This is a genomic window from Mesorhizobium sp. 2RAF21, from assembly GCF_052115345.1.
Lineage (GTDB): Bacteria > Pseudomonadota > Alphaproteobacteria > Rhizobiales > Rhizobiaceae > Mesorhizobium > Mesorhizobium terrae.
In genome coordinates this window covers 71,623-89,388 of the sequence record NZ_JBFRGM010000015.1, presented here as the reverse complement: position 1 = coordinate 89,388, position 17,766 = coordinate 71,623, and the positions used below count along the sequence as shown (strand labels likewise).

19 protein-coding genes are annotated in these 17,766 nt (G+C 64.6%); 10 read left to right on the top strand and 9 right to left on the bottom strand.

Translation table 11 applies throughout. The features are described from left to right. Positions 1-6 precede the first annotated feature (6 nt). Both AB4136_RS23695 and AB4136_RS23690 read right to left on the bottom strand, forming a co-directional pair. On the bottom strand, positions 7-1,014 hold the full coding sequence (locus AB4136_RS23695; protein WP_024922236.1) for a hypothetical protein: 1,008 nt from the start codon (positions 1,012-1,014) through the stop codon (positions 7-9). A 94-nt stretch (positions 1,015-1,108) separates the two neighbouring features. Continuing rightward, positions 1,109-1,285: a hypothetical protein gene (locus AB4136_RS23690; protein ID WP_162835308.1), complete on the bottom strand. Its 177-nt coding sequence runs from the start codon at positions 1,283-1,285 to the stop codon at positions 1,109-1,111. Positions 1,286-1,601: 316 nt separating this feature from the next. Here AB4136_RS23690 and AB4136_RS23685 point away from each other — a divergent pair, with 316 nt between their 5' ends. Beyond that, a complete protein-coding gene (locus tag AB4136_RS23685; protein WP_024922235.1) occupies positions 1,602-1,991 on the top strand; it encodes a hypothetical protein in 390 nt (129 codons plus the stop codon). A 9-nt stretch (positions 1,992-2,000) separates the two neighbouring features. Here the strand turns inward: AB4136_RS23685 and cckA are convergent, their stop codons facing one another. Then, entirely contained in the window at positions 2,001-4,625 is a 2,625-nt protein-coding gene (gene cckA, locus AB4136_RS23680) for a cell cycle histidine kinase CckA (protein WP_024922234.1), read from the bottom strand. A gap of 273 nt (positions 4,626-4,898) precedes the next feature. Between cckA and AB4136_RS23675 the strand changes: the two genes are divergently transcribed. After that, positions 4,899-5,624, top strand: a complete 726-nt coding sequence (locus tag AB4136_RS23675; RefSeq protein ID WP_036254749.1) for a flagellar biosynthetic protein FliO — start codon at positions 4,899-4,901, stop codon at positions 5,622-5,624. 163 nt (positions 5,625-5,787) lie between these two features. Here AB4136_RS23675 and dksA read toward each other — a convergent pair whose 3' ends face one another. Beyond that, on the bottom strand, positions 5,788-6,204 hold the full coding sequence (gene dksA, locus AB4136_RS23670; RefSeq protein WP_024922232.1) for an RNA polymerase-binding protein DksA: 417 nt from the start codon (positions 6,202-6,204) through the stop codon (positions 5,788-5,790). A 251-nt stretch (positions 6,205-6,455) separates the two neighbouring features. Between dksA and AB4136_RS23665 the strand changes: the two genes are divergently transcribed. The 4 genes from AB4136_RS23665 to AB4136_RS23650 all read left to right on the top strand — a co-directional run bounded on the left by AB4136_RS23665 (position 6,456) and on the right by AB4136_RS23650 (position 10,280). After that, the gene (locus AB4136_RS23665; RefSeq protein ID WP_024922231.1) at positions 6,456-6,959 is read left to right on the top strand and encodes a SixA phosphatase family protein; all 504 of its coding nucleotides are present in this window, start codon (positions 6,456-6,458) and stop codon (positions 6,957-6,959) included. Between the two features lie 111 nt (positions 6,960-7,070). Continuing rightward, entirely contained in the window at positions 7,071-8,546 is a 1,476-nt protein-coding gene (locus AB4136_RS23660) for a YcjX family protein (RefSeq protein ID WP_024922230.1), read from the top strand. Beyond that, positions 8,543-9,622: a YcjF family protein gene (locus tag AB4136_RS23655; RefSeq protein WP_024922229.1), complete on the top strand. Its 1,080-nt coding sequence runs from the start codon at positions 8,543-8,545 to the stop codon at positions 9,620-9,622. The genes AB4136_RS23660 and AB4136_RS23655 overlap by 4 nt, the downstream gene beginning before the upstream one ends. Positions 9,623-9,725: 103 nt before the next feature. Next, positions 9,726-10,280 carry a hypothetical protein gene (locus AB4136_RS23650; RefSeq protein WP_024922228.1) on the top strand — a complete coding sequence of 185 codons (555 nt, stop codon included), beginning with the start codon at positions 9,726-9,728 and terminating at the stop codon, positions 10,278-10,280. A 93-nt stretch (positions 10,281-10,373) separates the two neighbouring features. On the opposite strand, the gene AB4136_RS23645 is transcribed toward AB4136_RS23650, so the two are convergent. Beyond that, positions 10,374-10,643, bottom strand: coding sequence for a hypothetical protein (locus AB4136_RS23645; RefSeq protein ID WP_024922227.1), 270 nt, complete (start codon positions 10,641-10,643; stop codon positions 10,374-10,376). Positions 10,644-10,903: 260 nt separating this feature from the next. Here AB4136_RS23645 and AB4136_RS23640 point away from each other — a divergent pair, with 260 nt between their 5' ends. Next, positions 10,904-12,748, top strand: coding sequence for a monovalent cation:proton antiporter-2 (CPA2) family protein (locus AB4136_RS23640; protein WP_024922226.1), 1,845 nt, complete (start codon positions 10,904-10,906; stop codon positions 12,746-12,748). Positions 12,749-12,779: 31 nt separating this feature from the next. Beyond that, positions 12,780-13,328 (top strand): DUF924 family protein, encoded by a 549-nt coding sequence (locus AB4136_RS23635; protein ID WP_024922225.1) that lies wholly within the window; start codon positions 12,780-12,782, stop codon positions 13,326-13,328. Positions 13,329-13,338: 10 nt separating this feature from the next. Here AB4136_RS23635 and AB4136_RS23630 read toward each other — a convergent pair whose 3' ends face one another. From AB4136_RS23630 to folP, 4 genes are read right to left on the bottom strand one after another with little or no spacing between them, the layout of a single operon-like run. Then, positions 13,339-13,506, bottom strand: coding sequence for a low temperature requirement protein A (locus AB4136_RS23630; protein WP_137900735.1), 168 nt, complete (start codon positions 13,504-13,506; stop codon positions 13,339-13,341). 42 nt (positions 13,507-13,548) lie between these two features. After that, positions 13,549-14,061, bottom strand: coding sequence for a 2-amino-4-hydroxy-6-hydroxymethyldihydropteridine diphosphokinase (gene folK / locus AB4136_RS23625; protein WP_024922224.1), 513 nt, complete (start codon positions 14,059-14,061; stop codon positions 13,549-13,551). Then, positions 14,045-14,404 carry a dihydroneopterin aldolase gene (gene folB, locus AB4136_RS23620; protein WP_024922223.1) on the bottom strand — a complete coding sequence of 120 codons (360 nt, stop codon included), beginning with the start codon at positions 14,402-14,404 and terminating at the stop codon, positions 14,045-14,047. The genes folK and folB overlap by 17 nt, the downstream gene beginning before the upstream one ends. Before the next feature lie 2 nt (positions 14,405-14,406). Beyond that, on the bottom strand, positions 14,407-15,255 hold the full coding sequence (gene folP, locus AB4136_RS23615) for a dihydropteroate synthase (protein ID WP_024922222.1): 849 nt from the start codon (positions 15,253-15,255) through the stop codon (positions 14,407-14,409). 85 nt (positions 15,256-15,340) lie between these two features. On the opposite strand from folP, the gene AB4136_RS23610 reads away from it, so the two are divergent. Continuing rightward, positions 15,341-15,955: a DUF922 domain-containing Zn-dependent protease gene (locus AB4136_RS23610; protein WP_024922221.1), complete on the top strand. Its 615-nt coding sequence runs from the start codon at positions 15,341-15,343 to the stop codon at positions 15,953-15,955. A 296-nt stretch (positions 15,956-16,251) separates the two neighbouring features. Further along, positions 16,252-17,733 carry an MDR family MFS transporter gene (locus AB4136_RS23605; protein ID WP_137900736.1) on the top strand — a complete coding sequence of 494 codons (1,482 nt, stop codon included), beginning with the start codon at positions 16,252-16,254 and terminating at the stop codon, positions 17,731-17,733. Positions 17,734-17,766: the final 33 nt, after the last annotated feature.

Here is a 17,766-nt window from a genome sequence, read left to right as displayed (position 1 = left end):
CGCGGCCTAAGCCGCCCATTGCGCGATGTATTTGGCCGTGTCCTGGTTCATCAGGTAGCCGTAAAGGTCGTGCGGGTTGGACACGAGCCGCCCCTTGGCGGCGTCGCGGTAATACCAGCAATTGTAGATCTTCTTGTCTGTGATCGAACGGCAATACTTCTTCGAACGCATGGTCGAGAACGCCGAACGCATGCTTTCGGCATGGGCGATATAGTCGTCCTCGGCATGTACGTTGACCCAGTCGAGGAACTGGTCGCGCGGATATTTCTCGTCGTCCAGCACCACACCGTCGAGCAGGTTGCGCTGCACGCCGACCTCGCCCAGCGGACAGCCGATGGTGAGCCACAGGTTCACCTTCCGGCCGGCGTCGCGCATATGCGCGTATTCGGACCGGAACGAATATTTCCAGAAGACATCATAGGCGACCATGCAGCCGAGGCTGTGGGTGACCAGGCAGATGTCGTCGCCCGCCGCCAGTGCCGGCTCCAGAACCTGCTGCAGCCGGGCGCGGATCTCGGAGCCGACACGCTGCGAGGTCAGATAGGCGGTGAGGTCCGACTTGACCGTTTCCACCACCAGCGTGTTGAGCAGGCCGAAGGTGAGAAGGCTGCCGAACAGGCTGGCGGCATCCGCCGCCTCGTCGAGCAGCCGCCAGTCATCGGCGATATCCAGCACATGCCGATAGGCGGCCAGGTTGAAGCTGCGCAGCGCGTCGGTCATGGCGTAGGCCGCTTCCAGCTCGGCGGCAGGAAAGCACGGCCTGAAAGCGTAACCGGCATCGTTCTGCGCGGTCAGCAGCGCCGCCGTCTTGGCGCTGTAGGAAGCTTCGATGCGGTTGTTGATGTCACCGTAATAGGCGCTGGAGAAACGAACAGCGCCACTCGCCACGCCTTGGGCGATGTCGGCGCGCCCTGCCCGCTGCAAGCCTCTGACGATCGCCCGCTTCGACAGCGAGGCGAGCTCCGAACCCGCCGGCTTGATGTCCCTGCCATGAACGACGATGAGGTGCTTCATGCCGCGTCCCCCGCTGCATCAGCGATAATACCACAAAGGAGCACAGCGATCCCGGCTCTTGTTGGCTAAGCCCGAAGGCCTGGCCGCACCCGGATCAGGCTGCCCTTACCAGCTCATTGTATTCATCGAGGTCGACATAAAAGACGCGCGTGATCTCGGTAATGATCTCGTCCTCGTCATAGCCCTGCGATTTCAGAATATTGATGGCGGTCAGAATGTCGGCGCGGTTGACCAGGCGCCGTTTCTGGTAGTCCTCGAAGAAAGTCTCCACCGGCCCGTCCCCTTGCCCGATGCGCTTAGCAACGCTCAGATCGCGGAAGGAAGCCTACGCTTCATCGCTTGCGTGGAACTTGCCAGCGCCGGCGACGTCTTCCTCGATCTGCCCCCAAATCAAGTGTGACGCGGAAAAACGGCCGACTCACCAAGGCCATGCAAAGCATAACATGGATCGGTAAGGCCAAGAGCCGTATTAGAGGTCGGCTATATATGATTGCAGCGCTCCACATTACGCAAGCGCCTTCCCGTTCCAATGTTGCGGCTCTGTCGAAAAAATGCTGCATGCTTGGCAACGCAACCGGATCCAGCCGATGAAGCGCCGCCTCCTGATCCCGCTTTCGCTCGCCGCAGCACTTGTTGCCGGCAGTGCACGCGCCGGTATCGCCGACGGCACCCTGCCCGACGGCGGCTATCGCTGCGAGGTCTACCTGCTTGGCGCCTTCCTCTATCTCGGTGACATCACCATCAAGGGACGCGTCTATAGCGGCCCGACCTACGGACCGGCCATGCAGGGGTACAATTACGAGATGGACAAGAACGGCGAGATCACCTGGCTTGGGCCGCTCGGCGGCTTCTCGACTGGCGGCAACAAGGTCTCCCTCACCCAGGCCACCGAGGACGGGCCGAAGAATATCTTCTTCGACATCATCATGCGCCAGCCCGACGGCGCGGCGAGCGCCGCGACCTGCACGCTGCGCTAGGTCGAAAACTCAGCTTTCCAGCACGTCCTTGACGACGGTTGCCAATTGCTTGAGCGAGAACGGCTTCGGCAGGAAGCCGAATTGGGCATCGGCCGGCAGGTTCTTGGCGAAAGCGTCCTCGGCATAACCCGAGACGAAGACGAACTTGATGTTGGGCTGGCGCTTGCGCAGTTCGCCGAGCAGGGTCGGCCCGTCCATCTCCGGCATCACCACGTCCGACACGACGATGTCGATCTTGCCCTTGAGTTCGTCGAAAATCTCCAGCGCCTCGACGCCTGACGTCGCCTCGTGCACGGTATAGCCGCGCGACTTCAGCGCCCTGACCCCACCCATGCGCACCGCGTCCTCGTCCTCGACGAGCAGGACTATGGCAGAGCCGGACAGGTCCTTGGCGTCGCCATTCCTGGCGGCATCGGCGGTCTTTGCGGGTGCTGCGGCAGCGGTCTCGCCACCGACCGCCTCTCCGGCGATCTGCGACTTCGCCTCGGCTGGCTGCTTCGGCGCCTCCGCGACATGGCGCGGCAGGAAGATGCGGAAGGTCGTGCCCTTGCCGACTTCCGAATCGCAGAAGATGAAACCGCCGGTCTGCTTGATGATGCCGTAGACCATCGACAGACCGAGGCCGGTGCCCTTGCCCACTTCCTTGGTGGTGAAGAACGGCTCGAAGATCTTCTTCAGCACATCCGGCGCAATGCCCGAACCGGTATCCTCGACCTCGACCGCGACGTAGTCGGCCGCGGGCAATTCGCGATAGCCGTAGGTGGCGCATTCATCAGTGGTGACATTCTTGGTGCGCACGGTGAGATCGCCGCCCGACGGCATCGCGTCGCGCGCGTTGACAGCCAGATTGACCACCACCTGCTCGAACTGGCCGATGTCGACCCTGACCGGCCACAGATCGCGGCCATGATCGACCTTGAGCTTGATGGTATTGCCGACCAGCCGGGCGAGCAGCATGCGTAGGTCCGCCAGCACGTCGGTGAGGTTAAGCACCTCGGGCCGCAGCGTCTGCTTGCGCGAGAAAGCCAGCAGCTGGCGCACCAGGGAGGCGGCACGGTTGGCGTTCTGCTTGATGTTCATGATGTCCGGGAAGGACGGGTCCGACGGCCGGTGATTGGCGAGCAGAAGGTCGGAAGCCATGATGATGGCGGTGAGCACGTTGTTGAAGTCGTGCGCGATGCCGCCGGCGAGCTGGCCGACCGCCTGCATCTTCTGGCTCTGCGCCATCTGGCCTTCGAGCGCCTTCTGCTCGGTGGTCTCCACCGCATAGACGATGGCCGCTTCCTCGGCGCCTTCGCCGTCGGTGCCGTCGGCAACCGCGTTGACGTAGAAGCGCACATGCCGCTCCTCATTGTCGGGCAGCACGGTGTCGATGGGCGCGATCTCAGCCTGCCGCTGGCGCGCGCTTTCGAGCGCTGCGGCAAAAGCCGGGCGGTCGCGCTCGTGGATGACGGTGTCGAGCCGTACCTTGCGGTCGAGCGAGTCGCGATCGACGGCTGGGGAAAACAGCGACAGGAACGGCGCGTTGGTGCGCAGGATGCGGCCGGCATGATCGACGCCGGCGATCGCCATCGGCGTCGAGTTGAAGAAGCGGGTGAAGCGGATTTCCGAGGCGCGCAGATCGGCCGAGGCGTCCTCGCCTTGCGTACGGTTCAACACGATGGTGCGACTGGGCCCGCTCAAGCCTTCGCGGCTGGCCGAAACCCGGTGCATGAAACGCACCGGCAGCGCCTTGCCGGCCATGGTGGTGAGATCGAGGTCGATGACGGCATTGCGCGTCGTGCCTGGATCAGCGCGCACCGAGCGGATCAGCGCCATGCCGTCGCCGGCAACGATGTCGGAAAGCGCCACGGCACCCGGCGAGAAGGATGTCAGATCGATGCCCAGCCATTCGGCAAGCGTCGCGTTGACATAGGTGACGCGACCTTCCGGGTCAGCGGCGAAGAACCCGGCCGGCGCATGGTCGAGATGATCGATCGCTTGCTGCAGGTCGAGGAAGAAACGCTCCTGTTCGGCGCGCTCGGCCGAAATGTCGGCGAGCTGCCAGGCCGACAGGGGCTGGCGCAGGCCCGGCACCGAGAAAGTGCGCGCCCTGGTGCGGTACCAGTGCGCGCCGGGTTCGGCGCCCGGCCGGATCGAATGGGTGAGCCTGAATTCGCCATCGCCGGCCTGGCCGTCGCGCAAACCAGCCGCCAGCCGGTAAATCGTGCCGGTCGCCTCCGGAATGTCGGAAAGCAGCCCCTCCACCGTCTTGACGTCGGCGGCAGCGGTTGCGCCGGTCATCGCGGCATAGGCACGGTTGGCGTAGACCACGCGGTCCTTGGCGTCGGTTACCAGCAGGCCCTGCGACATGGAATCCACATAGGCCTTGGACAGTTCGTCGCTGGTCGAGCGCGGCGCGATCTGGACGAAGCCGATCGCCGTGGCGAACAGGAAGCCGACGCCGATCATCGCCAGCACGCCGAGCATGCCGAGCAGGAAGGGATCGCCGAAACGCTCGCGGAAAAGGCCGAAGACGATCGCGGCGCCGGCCAGCACCACCATGAAGACGATCAGCCGGGTTACGGCACCCGGCCGCGTGCCCTGGTCGACGATCGGCATGGGATAGAACTCGCCGCCCGTTTCCTTGGCCATATGCCCCCTGCTCACCAATTCTAGAGCCTGTTATGGACTTGCGATGAGACTGCGCTGCAGCCGACGGCGCCCGACTCGCCCGGTTGAATCATATTCTCCCTGCCCGGAAAAGACCCCGCTGGCAAATGTAAGTCAAAAACAGCACCATCGACGGCCGTATGGAATGATGTTCTGTGGCGTCCTGTTCACAATGCATGAAACGCGCCTTGCGACGGCCGGACGGCACAATTAGTGTCGCCGCACGTACGGGGCCGGATAGTTGTGGGGATGTCGATGCTGGGTTGGCTGGAAAGCATTGCGGGGCCGAATTACGCGCCCGCCATCCTGTGGACCCTCGCCGCGCTGGTGTTCCTCGTGGTCATCCTGCTCATCGTCAAGCTGATCCGCAGCCTGACCTTCGGCACCTATGTGGCCGGCGGCCGCAACCGCAAGACCCGCCTGGCGGTGATGGACGCCACCGCCGTGGACAGCCACCGCCGCCTGGTGCTGGTGCGCCGCGACGACATCGAACATCTGATCCTGATCGGCGGACCGACCGACGTGGTGGTCGAGCGCGATATCCGCATGGTTCCCTCGCGCCGCCCGGTGCTGACCGGAGACGGCCAGCCGCAGGCGGCAGCTCCGGCGCCTGCCAGGCAACAGCAGCGCCCGGCCCAGCCGGCACCCGCGCCCCAGCCCGTGCGGCAGGAGCCGCCACGCCAGCAGGCGAACCATGTGTCGCATCGCGAACCGGTGGCGCCAGCGGCAGCGCCGCGTGTCCAGCCGCAGCCGGCAGCGCAGCCCGCCCCACGGGCCGAGCCTGTACGAGCGGAAACCGCCCTGCGAACGCCGCCGCCACCCGTCACCGACGATCTTCTCGACGACGCGCTGATGCAGGAACTGGAAGTGTCGCTGGAGGAAGACGCCCTGCCGCCGGCCAAAAGCGGCGCCAAGGCTTCGCCGTCGCTCGACGACGAAATGGCCAAGCTGCTGGGCGAGCTTTCCAACCACAAGCGCTGAAATCGCCACCCCGGGAGAGCGGTTCCTGAAGCGAATGACTGCCCGGGCGCGCCGGGCGGAACCGCACAAGCAGGTTTCAGGGCGCTCTTAACAGCGACCGCAAAAGAAAATGGCCGGCAAGCCGGCCATCCTCACAAAGACTGTCATACGGCCAAAGCCGGCCTCAATCGTCGCGATAGACCTTTTCGCGGCGCTCGTGGCGTTCCTGCGCCTCGATCGACAAAGTCGCGATCGGGCGTGCGTCGAGGCGCTTCAGCGAGATCGGCTCACCCGTCTCCTCGCAATAGCCATAGGTACCCTCGTCGATACGCTGCAGGGCGGAATCGATCTTGGAGATCAGTTTGCGCTGACGGTCGCGCGCCCTGAGCTCGATCGCCCGGTCTGTCTCCGACGATGCACGGTCGGCCAGATCGGGATGATTTGCATTTTCCTGCTGCAGGATTTCGAGAGTTTCGCGCGCCTCGCGCAGAATATCATTCTTCCAGGTAATCAGCTTTTGCCGAAAGTATGATTTTTGCCGTTCGTTCATGAACGGCTCGTCTTCGGAGGGTATGTAATCGGAAGCTATAATTGCGCTCATTCGACTCACCCGACTGCCCTAAATTTGGCGCCTATATATTCGCGAGGCAATGGCTGTACAAGCGCAAACAGTCGACATGTTGCGCATTTGTTAATACAGGTCCCGCCGCGGTTCGCCCGCGCCCCCGATCAACCCCAGGTCGTGCCGCTTGTGGCATATTTGCCAATGCCTGCAACGTTGCGCCGAAACGATCCGCTGGCTAATCCTGTAACGGAGAACCGGCGACCGGCGCCGGCAGGACGGGGGTGTTGGTGGCGAAACTCTATCTTCTCAGGCATGCCAAGGCTGGATGGGCCCTGCCCGGTACGCGCGACTTCGACCGCGCGCTCGACCCTTCCGGAATTGCCGATGCCGAGGCGATCGGTACCGCCATGCGCGCCAACGGCTATGTTCCCGACCTCACTTTGTGTTCCGGCGCGCTGCGAGCGCGCGAGACGCTCGGCGGCATCGCCAGCCATACCGACACCGGCCGCGTGCTCTATTTCGACAAGCTCTACAGCGAGGACGCCGCCGGTTATTTGCAGATCATCCGCGACAATGGCGGCTATGGTTCGCTGCTCGTCATCGGCCACAATCCGATGATGGAGGACCTGGCCATGGCGGTGTCGGGCGATGGTGATCCGTCCGCCCATGAAACGCTGGAGCACGGCTTCCCGACCTCGGGGCTTGCCGTCATCCGTTTCGACGACGGCCTTGCCAATGCCGCTCCCGGGAAAGGTTATCTGGAGGCGTTCCTCATTCCCGCGACGGTGTGATCGCCTCGACGCCATTTTGCGCCGCGCCATTTTAATGACGCCGCGAACGACCTATATCGGGGTGCCCGCGCTTGCGGGAGATCAGGACCGGCAAAGCGCGAGAGGACCGGATTGGCGTCATCGCTGACAACCTTTTCCGACGAGGCCCGCATTGCGCTGGACACGGTCGCAGGCCGTGCCACCAGCCTTTTCACCCCCTCGCTCAGGCTCGGCGTCACCGGCCTGTCGCGCGCCGGCAAGACGGTGTTTATCTCCGCGCTGGTGCACAATCTGGTGCATGGCGGCCGCCTGCCACTGTTCGAGGCGCAAAAGTCCGGCCGCATCGCCCGCGCCTTTCTCGAACAGCAGCCCGACGACGCGGTGCCCCGCTTCCAGTACGAGGACCATATCGCGGCACTCGTCGATCAACGCATCTGGCCGGATTCGACCCGCGCCATCTCGGAACTGCGCCTCACCATCGAATATGAATCAGCTTCCGGCTGGAACCGCATGTTCTCGGCCGGCAAGCTGTCAGTGGACATTGTCGACTATCCCGGCGAATGGCTGCTCGATCTGCCATTGCTCGGCAAATCCTACGCGGATTTCTCCAACGAGGCCTTCGAACTGGCCGCCCTGCCGGTGCGGGCCGACCTCGCCCGGGAATGGCGAACGCTGTCGGCCGATGCAAGCGCCGATGCCGACGCCGACGAACTGACGGCGCGCCGGCTGGCCGAGAGCTTCGCTGCCTATCTGAAAGCCTGCAAGCTGGATGAAAGGGCACTGTCGACGCTGCCGCCCGGCCGTTTCCTGATGCCCGGCGATCTCGACGGTTCGCCGGCGCTGACTTTCGCGCCACTGCCGGGGCTTGGTGCCACGCGCGCCCGGCCGGGCTCTCTGCATGCGATGATGGAGCGGCGCTACGAGGCCTACAAGACCCATGTGGTGAAGCCGTTCTTCCGCGAGCACATCGCCCGGCTCGACCGCCAGATCGTTCTGATCGACGCCATGCAGGCGCTGAACGCAGGTCCCGCTGCGATGGCCGACCTCGAACGCGCCGTCACCGAGATCCTCGCCTGCTTCCGGCCGGGGCGCGGCTCCTTCCTCACCGACTGGTTCTCGCGCCGCATCGACCGAATCCTCATCGCCGCCACCAAGGCCGACCATCTGCATCACGAAAGCCACGACCGGCTGCAGGCGATCGTGCGCCGGCTGGCCGACCGCGCCATCGCCAAAGCAAGCTTCACCGGCGCGGCGGTCGATGTAGTGGCCATGGCGGCGGTGCGCGCCACCCGCGAAGGCACCGTCAAGCAGGGTGGCGAGACGCTACCGGTCATCATCGGCACGCCGCTGGCGGGCGAGCGCATCGGCGACCAGACTTTTGATGGAAACACCGAAACAGCCATATTTCCCGGCGACTTGCCGAAAAGCGTTGATGCCGTGTTCGAGGATCATCGCGCCGCCGACCTGGACGAGGTCGATCCAGCCGTCCGCTTCGTGCGCTTCCGCCCGCCCAAGCTCGAACGCACCGCCGAAGGCGTGACGCTGTCGCTGCCGCATATCCGCCTCGACCGTGCCCTGCAGTTCCTGATCGGAGATCGTCTGGCATGACCACGTCCCGCAAGCCGGCGGCGTTCCGCATCGAGCCCGAACCGGCAACGAAACCCAACGAGCCGGCAAGACCGGTCGAGACGGCGCGCAAGCCGCGCGCGCTGAAGGCCGACGTCGCGGTCGTCGTTCCCGACGCCATCGATGTCTTCGACGAGCCGGATTTCACCGCCGCCGAACCGCCACCCGCGCCGGCACCGCGCAAACGCTCCTTGCTTGCCAATGTGTTCTTCGGCGCCGTCGGCATTCTGATATCGCTGGCCATTGGCCTGTGGACCGACCGGCTGATCCGCGACTTGTTCACCCGCGCCGACTGGCTGGGCTGGCTGGCCACCGGTGTCGCGGCGGTCGCCTTGTTTGCTCTCATCGTCATCCTTGGTCGCGAATTCCTGGCGATCGCGCGGCTGGCCAAGGTCGAGAAGCTGCAGACGAAGGCGCTCGACGCGATCGCCCGCGACGATCCCAACGCCGCCCGTGCCGTGGTGGACGAGCTTTCCGCCTTCGTCGCCGCGCGCCCGCAGACCGCCGCCGGGCGTCGCGCACTGGCCGAATTGCGCGGCGAGATCATCGACGGCGGTAATCTGGTTAGGCTGGCCGAAACCGAAATCCTGACCCCGCTCGACAGCCAGGCCAAGGCGCTGATCCTCGACGCCGCCAAGCGCGTGTCGCTGGTGACGGCGGTGAGCCCGCGCGCTTTGGTCGACATTGCCTATGTCGTCTTCGAGGCCGGCCGGCTGATCCGTCGCCTGTCGGAACTCTATGGCGGCCGACCCGGCACGCTGGGTTTCTTCCGCCTGGCCCGCAGCGTGCTGGCGCATCTGGCGGTCACCGGCTCGATCGCCGTCGGCGACAGTTTCGTCCAGCAGATCGTCGGCCATGGCCTGGCGGCGCGACTGTCGGCCAAATTAGGCGAAGGCGTGGTCAACGGCATGATGACGGCGCGAATCGGCATCGCCGCGATGGAAACGGTTCGCCCGCTGCCCTTCACCGCGGTCAGGCGCCCCGGCATGGGCGATTTCCTCGCCGCGCTCACCTCCTTCGCCAGCGGCAAGGACGGCAAGAACGACGCGAAATCATAGGTTCGGAACCGCCCGAAGGCTGCTCGGGTCACGAAGCATTAACCAATCTTCTTCATGGTTGCCCCACGTTCCAACACAGCGTTCTCGTTGCCGGGTGTCATTCATGAAAAGCGTGATTTCGTCTGCCGCCATGCCGCTAGCGCTTGCGGCTGCCGTTTCGGTAGCGGCAGGAACGACGGCCTTCGGCGCCGATCGCGACAAGCAGTTCTTCCAGACGGTCGAAGGACAATGGGTGGGCCCGGGCGAGATCGTCGCCGGCAAATACAAGGGCACCAAGTTCACCTGCAATTTCACCGGCTCCACGCCGAGCGGCAAGGTTGGCATGACGCTGGACGGCGATTGCCGCGTCGGCGTCTTCTCGCAGAAGATGGCGGCCACCGTCGAACGCAAGGGCCGCGACGGCTACAAGGGCTCCTTCATGGGCGGCTCGTCCGGCACCGGGATGGACATCATCTCCGGTAACGTCGTCGACGACCGCAAGGTGGTTTTCGCCATCAATCGCAATCAGTTGCGCGGCGTCATGCAAGCGCGCGTGCCCGACCAGAATTCGATGATCGTCACCGTTTCGGTCAAGGTCGACGAGCAGATGGTGCCGGTGATCGGCATGAACCTGAAGCGCGTCGACGATGTCGCCGTCGGCTCCATCGCCCGCAATTGAGGTAAGCCACGGACTTCAAAAGCAAACGGCGGCCAGGGGCCGCCGTTTTTCATTCCGGATGTCCGCGAGGCATGAGCCTTGCGGCGCGGGCGATCAGCCCTTCTTCACTTCGGCGATGATCTCGTCATAGGCCTTGCAGGCATCGGCCTGGTTGGTCGAACCGGCATATTTGGTGGCGATTCCCTGAACCTTGGCGGCCCATTCGGTCGCCTTGGCCGGGTTCTTGGTCACGGCTTCCTGCACGGCGGTGGTCAGTTCCTGGGTTTTCTTGGTGATCGCTTCCTGGTTGCATTCGGGCGCCTTCGAGCACGCCGAAAGACCGAGCGCCGCCATGCCGATGACGGTCAGCACAATTTTCTTCATAACAAAAAACCTCTCCAAAATGGCGGCGATCCCAACCGCCGTAAGTTTCAAGCCCCAGCAACCGTGCATAGCGCGCGATTGTGTCACGCTGCAACTCACCAACATACAGCCCTTGGAAATATTGGATTTACCGGCCGTGGCCCGGCCATCGGCGCAGGTCGAAACATGCTGATTCGGGCTGTTCGCTGCCGGCCTAAGCCCTTATCGTGACAAACGGCGCCCCCTACCGCGAACGACTTGGCGAAAGGTTGAAACACGCAATGGCTGTGGAAGCTTCGAACAGCGACTTGGTGAACGTCGTCGCCCTGCTCGGTGCCGGCGTCATCGCGGTGCCGATCTTCAAGCGGGTGGGCCTCGGCTCCATTCTCGGCTATCTCGCTGCCGGCCTCGTCATCGGCCCGTTCGGCCTGCGCATCTTTTCCGACCCCGCCGCGATCCTGCATGTGGCGGAACTCGGCGTCGTCATGTTCCTTTTCATCATCGGCCTTGAAATGCAGCCCTCGCGGCTGTGGGGCCTGCGCCGCGACATCTTCGGCCTCGGCGCCCTGCAGGTGGGGCTCTGCATGCTTCTGCTGACGGCGGCCGGACTGGCCGGCGGCTTTCCGGTCGCGCAGGCCTTTGTCGCCGGCGCCGGCTTCGTACTGACCTCGACCGCCATCGTCATGCAACTGCTGGAAGAAGAAGGCGAGATCGCCACGCCGAAAGGCCAGCGCATGGTCTCGATCCTGCTCCTGGAAGACCTGGCGATCGTACCGCTTTTGGTGCTGGTCGCCTTCCTGGCGCCCGGCGGCGCCGGCACCACGCTGCAGCAGCGCTTCATCGAGATCGGCATTGGCGTCGGTGCCATTGTCGGCCTGGTGCTGGCCGGCCGCTATCTGCTCAATCCGTTTTTCAGGCTGCTGGCCGACGCCAGAGCCCGCGAAGTGATGACGGCCGCGGCTTTGCTGGTGGTGCTGGGCTCGGCGCTCGTCATGCAGATGAGCGGACTGTCGATGGCGATGGGCGCCTTCCTGGCGGGCGTGCTTCTGTCGGAATCGACCTTCCGCCATCAGCTCGAGGCCGATATCGAGCCGTTCCGCGGTGTGCTCCTCGGCCTGTTCTTCCTTGCCGTTGGCATGTCGCTCAACCTCGGCGTGGTGGTCGAGAACTGGCAGCTCGTCGCTGTCTATGTTGTCGCCTATATGGTCGCCAAGGCGGCCGGCATCTATGTCGTTGCCCGGCTGCTGAAGGCGCCGCACCGCGAGGCGCTGGAGCGGGCGGTGGTGATGGCGCAGGGTGGCGAATTCGCCTTCGTGCTCTATGCCGCCGCCAGCCAGGCCGGCATCATCGATGGCCGCGCCAATGCGGTGCTGACCGCCATCATCATCATCTCGATGGCGCTGACGCCGCTGATGATCATTGCGCTGCGTTACTTCTACCCGCAGCACGACGAGCCTTCGCTTGACGGCATCGACGTGGCCGACAGCCTTTCCGGCTCGGTGCTGATCATCGGTTTTGGCCGCTTCGGCCAGATCGCCAGCCAGCCGCTGATCCTGCGCGGCGTCGACGTTTCGATCATCGACAACGATGTCGAGATGATCCAGGCGGCCGCCAATTTCGGCTTCAAGGTCTACTACGGCGACGGCGCCAGGCTGGACATCCTGCATGCCGCCGGCGCCGGACGCGCGCGCGCCGTGCTGATCTGCGTCGACAAGCCGGAGATCGCCGTGCGCATCGCCGAACTGGTCAAGGCCGAATTCCCGCTGGTGACGCTGTTCGCCCGCGCCTTCGATCGCGGCACGACGCTGCAGCTGATCCGCGCCGGCGTCGATTACCAGCTGCGCGAAACCTTCGAATCGGCCCTCGTCTTCGGCGGTTCGACGCTGGAAGCGCTCGGCGTCGACCCGGACGAGGTCGCTGAACTGATCGAGGATGTGCGCCGGCGCGATGCCGCCCGGCTCGACCTGCAGCTGGCCGGCGACATCCGCGATGGCCGCAACTTCCTGAAGGGCAACATCGCAACACCGGTGCCCGCGCCGGTGACGACGCCACGCCGCCCGGCGCAGCCACTCAGCGAAGAAACCGCGACGGTGCTGAAGGACGCGGCATCCGCGGCGCAATCCTGAACAATCCACGTCAACATTCGGGGGGAACATCATGAAGAAGCTGGACGAACACGCGCTCGCGGTAACGGCGTTCTGGCGCAAGGCAGGCCCGGACGCCTGGTTCACCAAGGACGAGGCTTTCGATACCGATTTCAGGAACCGGTTCCTCGATCTCCACTACGCGGCGGCCAGGCGCGAACTGGATGACTGGATCGACCAAACCGAAAGCGCGCTGGCGCTGATGATCCTGCTCGACCAGTTCCCGCGCAATTGTTTTCGCGGCACCGGCCACATGTATGCCACCGACGCGCTTGCCCGCCATTTCGCGTCGAGGGCGATCGCGGTCGGACACGACCTAACGGTCGACAATGACCTGCGCGTCTTCTTCTACCTGCCGTTCGAACACTCCGAGGACCTGGCCGACCAGCACCGCTCCGTCGAACTGACGCAAGCCAACGCCGAGGAATACATCAAATACGCCGTCGAGCACCGCGACATCGTCGAGCGTTTCGGACGCTTTCCGCATCGCAACCCCATGCTTGGGCGCGAGACCACGCCTCAGGAAAAGGCTTATCTCGAGGACGGCGGCTTTTCCGGCTGACAGCTCAGGCTCAATGGCCTTCGGCGCATGGCGATATCTGGGTGACGGCAAAGACGAAGACGAGGTCGAAGAACAATTCGACGAACTCCACCCGCGTCTCGGCGCCGGCGATTCGCTTGCGTTCCAGATTGCGCCGCGCACCGAAGCCAGCGTCGGCCTCAGCCCTCGTTTCCGTCATCGTCAGCCTTGCCCCTCTTACAGCCGCAGGTAGCGGCAGGGGTCAAGCCTGCCACCAATCGCGGCCCGAAGGCAACCGTTCGATGCCCGACACGTCCATGCCGGCCAGGCGTTCCGTCACCGTCTTGTCGGCCAGCACCAGGTCCGGCGCGATTTCGGCCAGCGGCACCATGACGAAAGCGCGTTCCAGCATGCGCGGATGCGGCACGGCAAGCTCGGTTTCGTGGATGGCGCGGGTGCCGAAGACGAGGATGTCGATGTCGATCAGACGCGGTCCCCAGCGCTCCTCGCGCACCCGCTTCAGCCGGCGCTCGATATCGAGGCAGAATTCCAGCAGCACATGCGGCGACAGCGCGGTCGAAAGCTCGGCCGCGATGTTGAGGAAATCAGGTTGGTCGGTCTTGCCCCAGGGTGGCGTGCGATAGAGCGAGGAGACCGTGACGACCCGGGTTTCGGCATCCTCGTCGAGCAGGTGCAATGCCGCCGCCATCGACTGCACCGGGTCGCCCAGATTGCCGCCCAGGCTGAGGAAAACGCGGCTATTGGGGCCAGACAACGGTGACCTCGACGGTATCGAGCACGCCGGGCACCGGCGCATTGGGCTTGCGCACGGTGATCTCGGCTTCGCGGATCTGCGGGAAACGCGCGGTCAGCGCCTTGGCGACATCGAGCGCCAGTGCCTCGATGAGGAAGCGCCGCTCGCCGGTGATGATCTTCTCGATCACGGTGAAGGCAACGCCATAATCGACCGTGCTGTCGATGGCGTCCTCGTCCAGCCCCTTGGCGGGATCGACGGTCAGCACCGCGTCGACATAAAAGCGCTGTCCCAGCCGCTCTTCCTCGTCATGCACGCCGTGCCTGGCGAAGAAGGCGCAGTTCTTCATACGAATGACGTACATTATCAGGGTTCCTGCCGGATGGGATCGTGCGCCAACATAGCATCCGTCATGGCAAGCGCGTCCACGTTGATTGCGACATCGTGGACGCGAAACAGGTCGGCGCCCTTAAGTCTCAGAATGACGCTGGTGGCGGCGGTGCCAGCCGCGCGCTCGGCCGCTTCGCGGCCGGTGACGGTGCCGATGAAGCGCTTGCGCGAGGTTCCGGCCAGCAATGGAAAGCCGAGCGCGTGCAGTTCGCCGAAGCGCGCCATCAACTCGAGATTTTCCCCGGCCGTCTCCTTGTTGAAGCCGAAGCCGGGGTCGAGCACGATATGGTTGTCGCCGATGCCGGCCCGACGGGCGATTTCCAGCGATTTTTCAAGGAAAAGGCGCTGGTCGGCGATGACGTCGGCGAGCTTTTCGCGGTCGCGTCCGGTGTGCATGATAACCACGCCGGCCCCTGCCCGCGCCGCCACCTCGGCAATCTCCGGCTCGCGCTGCAGGCCCCACACGTCGTTGACGATATGGGCGCCGGCTGCCAGCGCCAGCCGCGCCGTCTCGGCGCGATAGGTATCGATGGAAATCAGCACCCCGCCGCGTTTTGCCAACATCTCGATGATCGGCAGCACCCGCTGCTGTTCCTCGTCGGCGGTGACCGGGGCGGCACCTGGCCGTGTCGATTCCCCGCCAACGTCGATGATGGCCGCACCTTCAGCGACCATGCGCAGCGCTTGTTCCAGCGCGCGATCGGGCGCATCGAACAAGCCGCCATCGGAAAAAGAATTCGGCGTAACGTTGAGAATGCCCATGACGACGGCTTTCTCGCCCAGGTCGAGATGGCGTCCGTGCGCCAATTGCCACCGTCTGTTCATTTTTGCCCGCCAAGCTGCGCTGGCGTCACGGATCTTCGTTGCGCCGGCAAGGGCCGTAACGCAAGGTGGGGCAAGAGGCAATAAAATGAATCGTACCCTGATGACCGCGCTGTTCGTCCTTTTCGCCGCTTCGGCGGCCGACGCAGCCAATCTCGTCAAAACCTACAGCTATTTCTCGATCGGCGGGCGCACGCTCGACCAGATTCAGGCCGAGCTGTCGAAACGCGGCCCGTCGGTGAAATCGACCGGCATGCGCCATCCCGGCGCCACGCGCATGGCCTTCACCAGCCGCATCGGCTACGCCGAGGCTCCGGATTCCTGCCGCATCGTCTCCGCGGCGGTGACGGTCAAGACCGAGGTCATCCTGCCCAAATGGCGTCCGCGCGGCAAAGTGGCGCCCGACGTGCGGCTGTTCTGGAACACGCTGGCCGCCGACATCAAGCGCCACGAAGACCGCCACGTCGAGATCGCCAAGGACTACGGCCGCCGCCTCGAAACGGCGCTGCTGGAAACCCGCAAGGAACCCAATTGCAAGGTGGCCGCCGCCAAGGCCAGGGAAGTCACCGCGCAGGTGCTTGGCCAGCATGACCGGGCACAGGTCGAATTCGACCGTGTCGAAATGATCAATTTCGAAAGCCGCATCATCCGGCTGATGCGCTATCGCATCGAGCAGATCGAGGCCGGCCGGATCCCCGGCTGAGTGTGATCGCCAAGATTTGATTGGCGGTTTCGTCGATCAGGATCGATTGAAGCGGCTCGCTGGTCCTTGAGGCCGGCGGCGAAAGGTGAACGAAGTTCAACAATGGCGAAATGCGCTGATGCGTGCCGCCGGCGGTAACAAATTTCGATCGCCTGTCGAAACCGACGAACTTCGAACGACATAGGTTCGACCGGCGCGGCAGTCCGCCCCGACGGACGAACAGCGCCGCCACACCACAATCCTAGCCGGTTGAAACCGGCTCAGGCAGGTGTGCGGCAAGACAGGTGATGGAATTCATGGACCAGACCGTTTCCAAGCCCGCCACGGCACAAGCCGCCGCGCCACTTTCGGAGGCCGAGAAGAACACCATCATCGCCGGCGTGCTTTTGTCGATGCTGCTGGCCGCCCTCGACCAGACCATCGTCGCGCCGGCCATGCCGACCATCGCCGCGGCGCTCGGCCATGCCCAGTACCTGCCCTGGATCGTCACCGCCTACCTTTTGACCGCCACGGCGATGGCGCCGCTCTACGGCAAGATTTCCGACGTCCATGGCCGCCGGCCGACGCTTTATGCGGCAATCCTCATCTTCCTGGCCGGCTCGCTGGTCGCGGCGCTGGCCCCCAACATGCTGATGCTGATCCTCGGCCGCGCCATCCAGGGGGTCGGCGGCGGCGGCCTGTTCGCGCTGGCGCAGATCGTCATCGGCGATCTGGTGCCGCCGAAGGAGCGCGCCCGTTATGCGGCGTGGATTTCCGGCACCTGGGCGGTTGCCAGCATCGCTGGCCCCCTGCTCGGCGGCACTTTCGCCGAACATCTGCATTGGTCGCTGATCTTCTGGGTCAACCTGCCGCTAGGCCTGCTGGCCATGGCCATCATCAACAAGCCGCTGAAGAAGCTGCCGATCGCGGCCCACCGCCACAGCATCGACTGGGCAGGCGCTGCACTCCTGGTTACCGCCACCTCGCTGCTGCTTCTGGCGCTGAACTGGGGCGGCGGCACCTATGCCTGGGGCTCGCCGGAAATCCTCGGCCTCGCCGCTGCCTCCACCTTGTTCTGGGCGGTCTTCGCGCTGCGGCTGGCCAAGGCGGCCGAGCCGCTGATCTCGCTCAACGTGCTGCGCAACGCCATCGTGCTTGCCGGTGCGCTGTCGCTTTTCATGTTGCAGGCGGCCAGCATCGGCCTTTCGGTCTATCTGCCGGTCTATCTGCAGACCTATCTTGGCCTCACCGCCTCGGCCTCGGGCATCGCCATGCTCGGCCTGCTGCTCGGCACCGTCGCCGGCGCCGCCACCAGCGGCAAGCTGATACCGCGCTTCGTCCATTATAAGCGGCTGGCGCTCGCCGGCGTCGGCTTCGGCGCCGTCTGCGTGGCGCTGCTCGCTTATGTCGCCGGCAACGCCTCGCTCGCTTCGGTAATCATCCTCACCACCTGCGTCGGCATCGGCACGGGCACCACGTTCCCGGTCGCCACCATTTCGGTGCAGAATGCCGTCGAGCACGTCTATCTGGGTGTCGCCACCGGCGTGCTCACCTTCATGCGCTCGCTGGGTGGTGCGCTGGGCGTTGCCCTGCTCGGTGCCGTCGCTGCCGGCTATGGCCTGCCGCTGATCGGCGAAGGCAGCGCCACAAAGGTGCAAATCGCCTCGGCGACGCCGTTCGCGGCGGTGTTCGCGGTCAGCTTCGGCCTGCTTGTCGCCACGCTGGTCGCACTCAGCCTGATGCCGGAAAAGCCGCTGCGCGGGCGCGTCGAAACCGACACGCCGGTGCTTGCCGAATAACGGCCCGGAAGCAGAAGGTTATGGGCGCAAGCT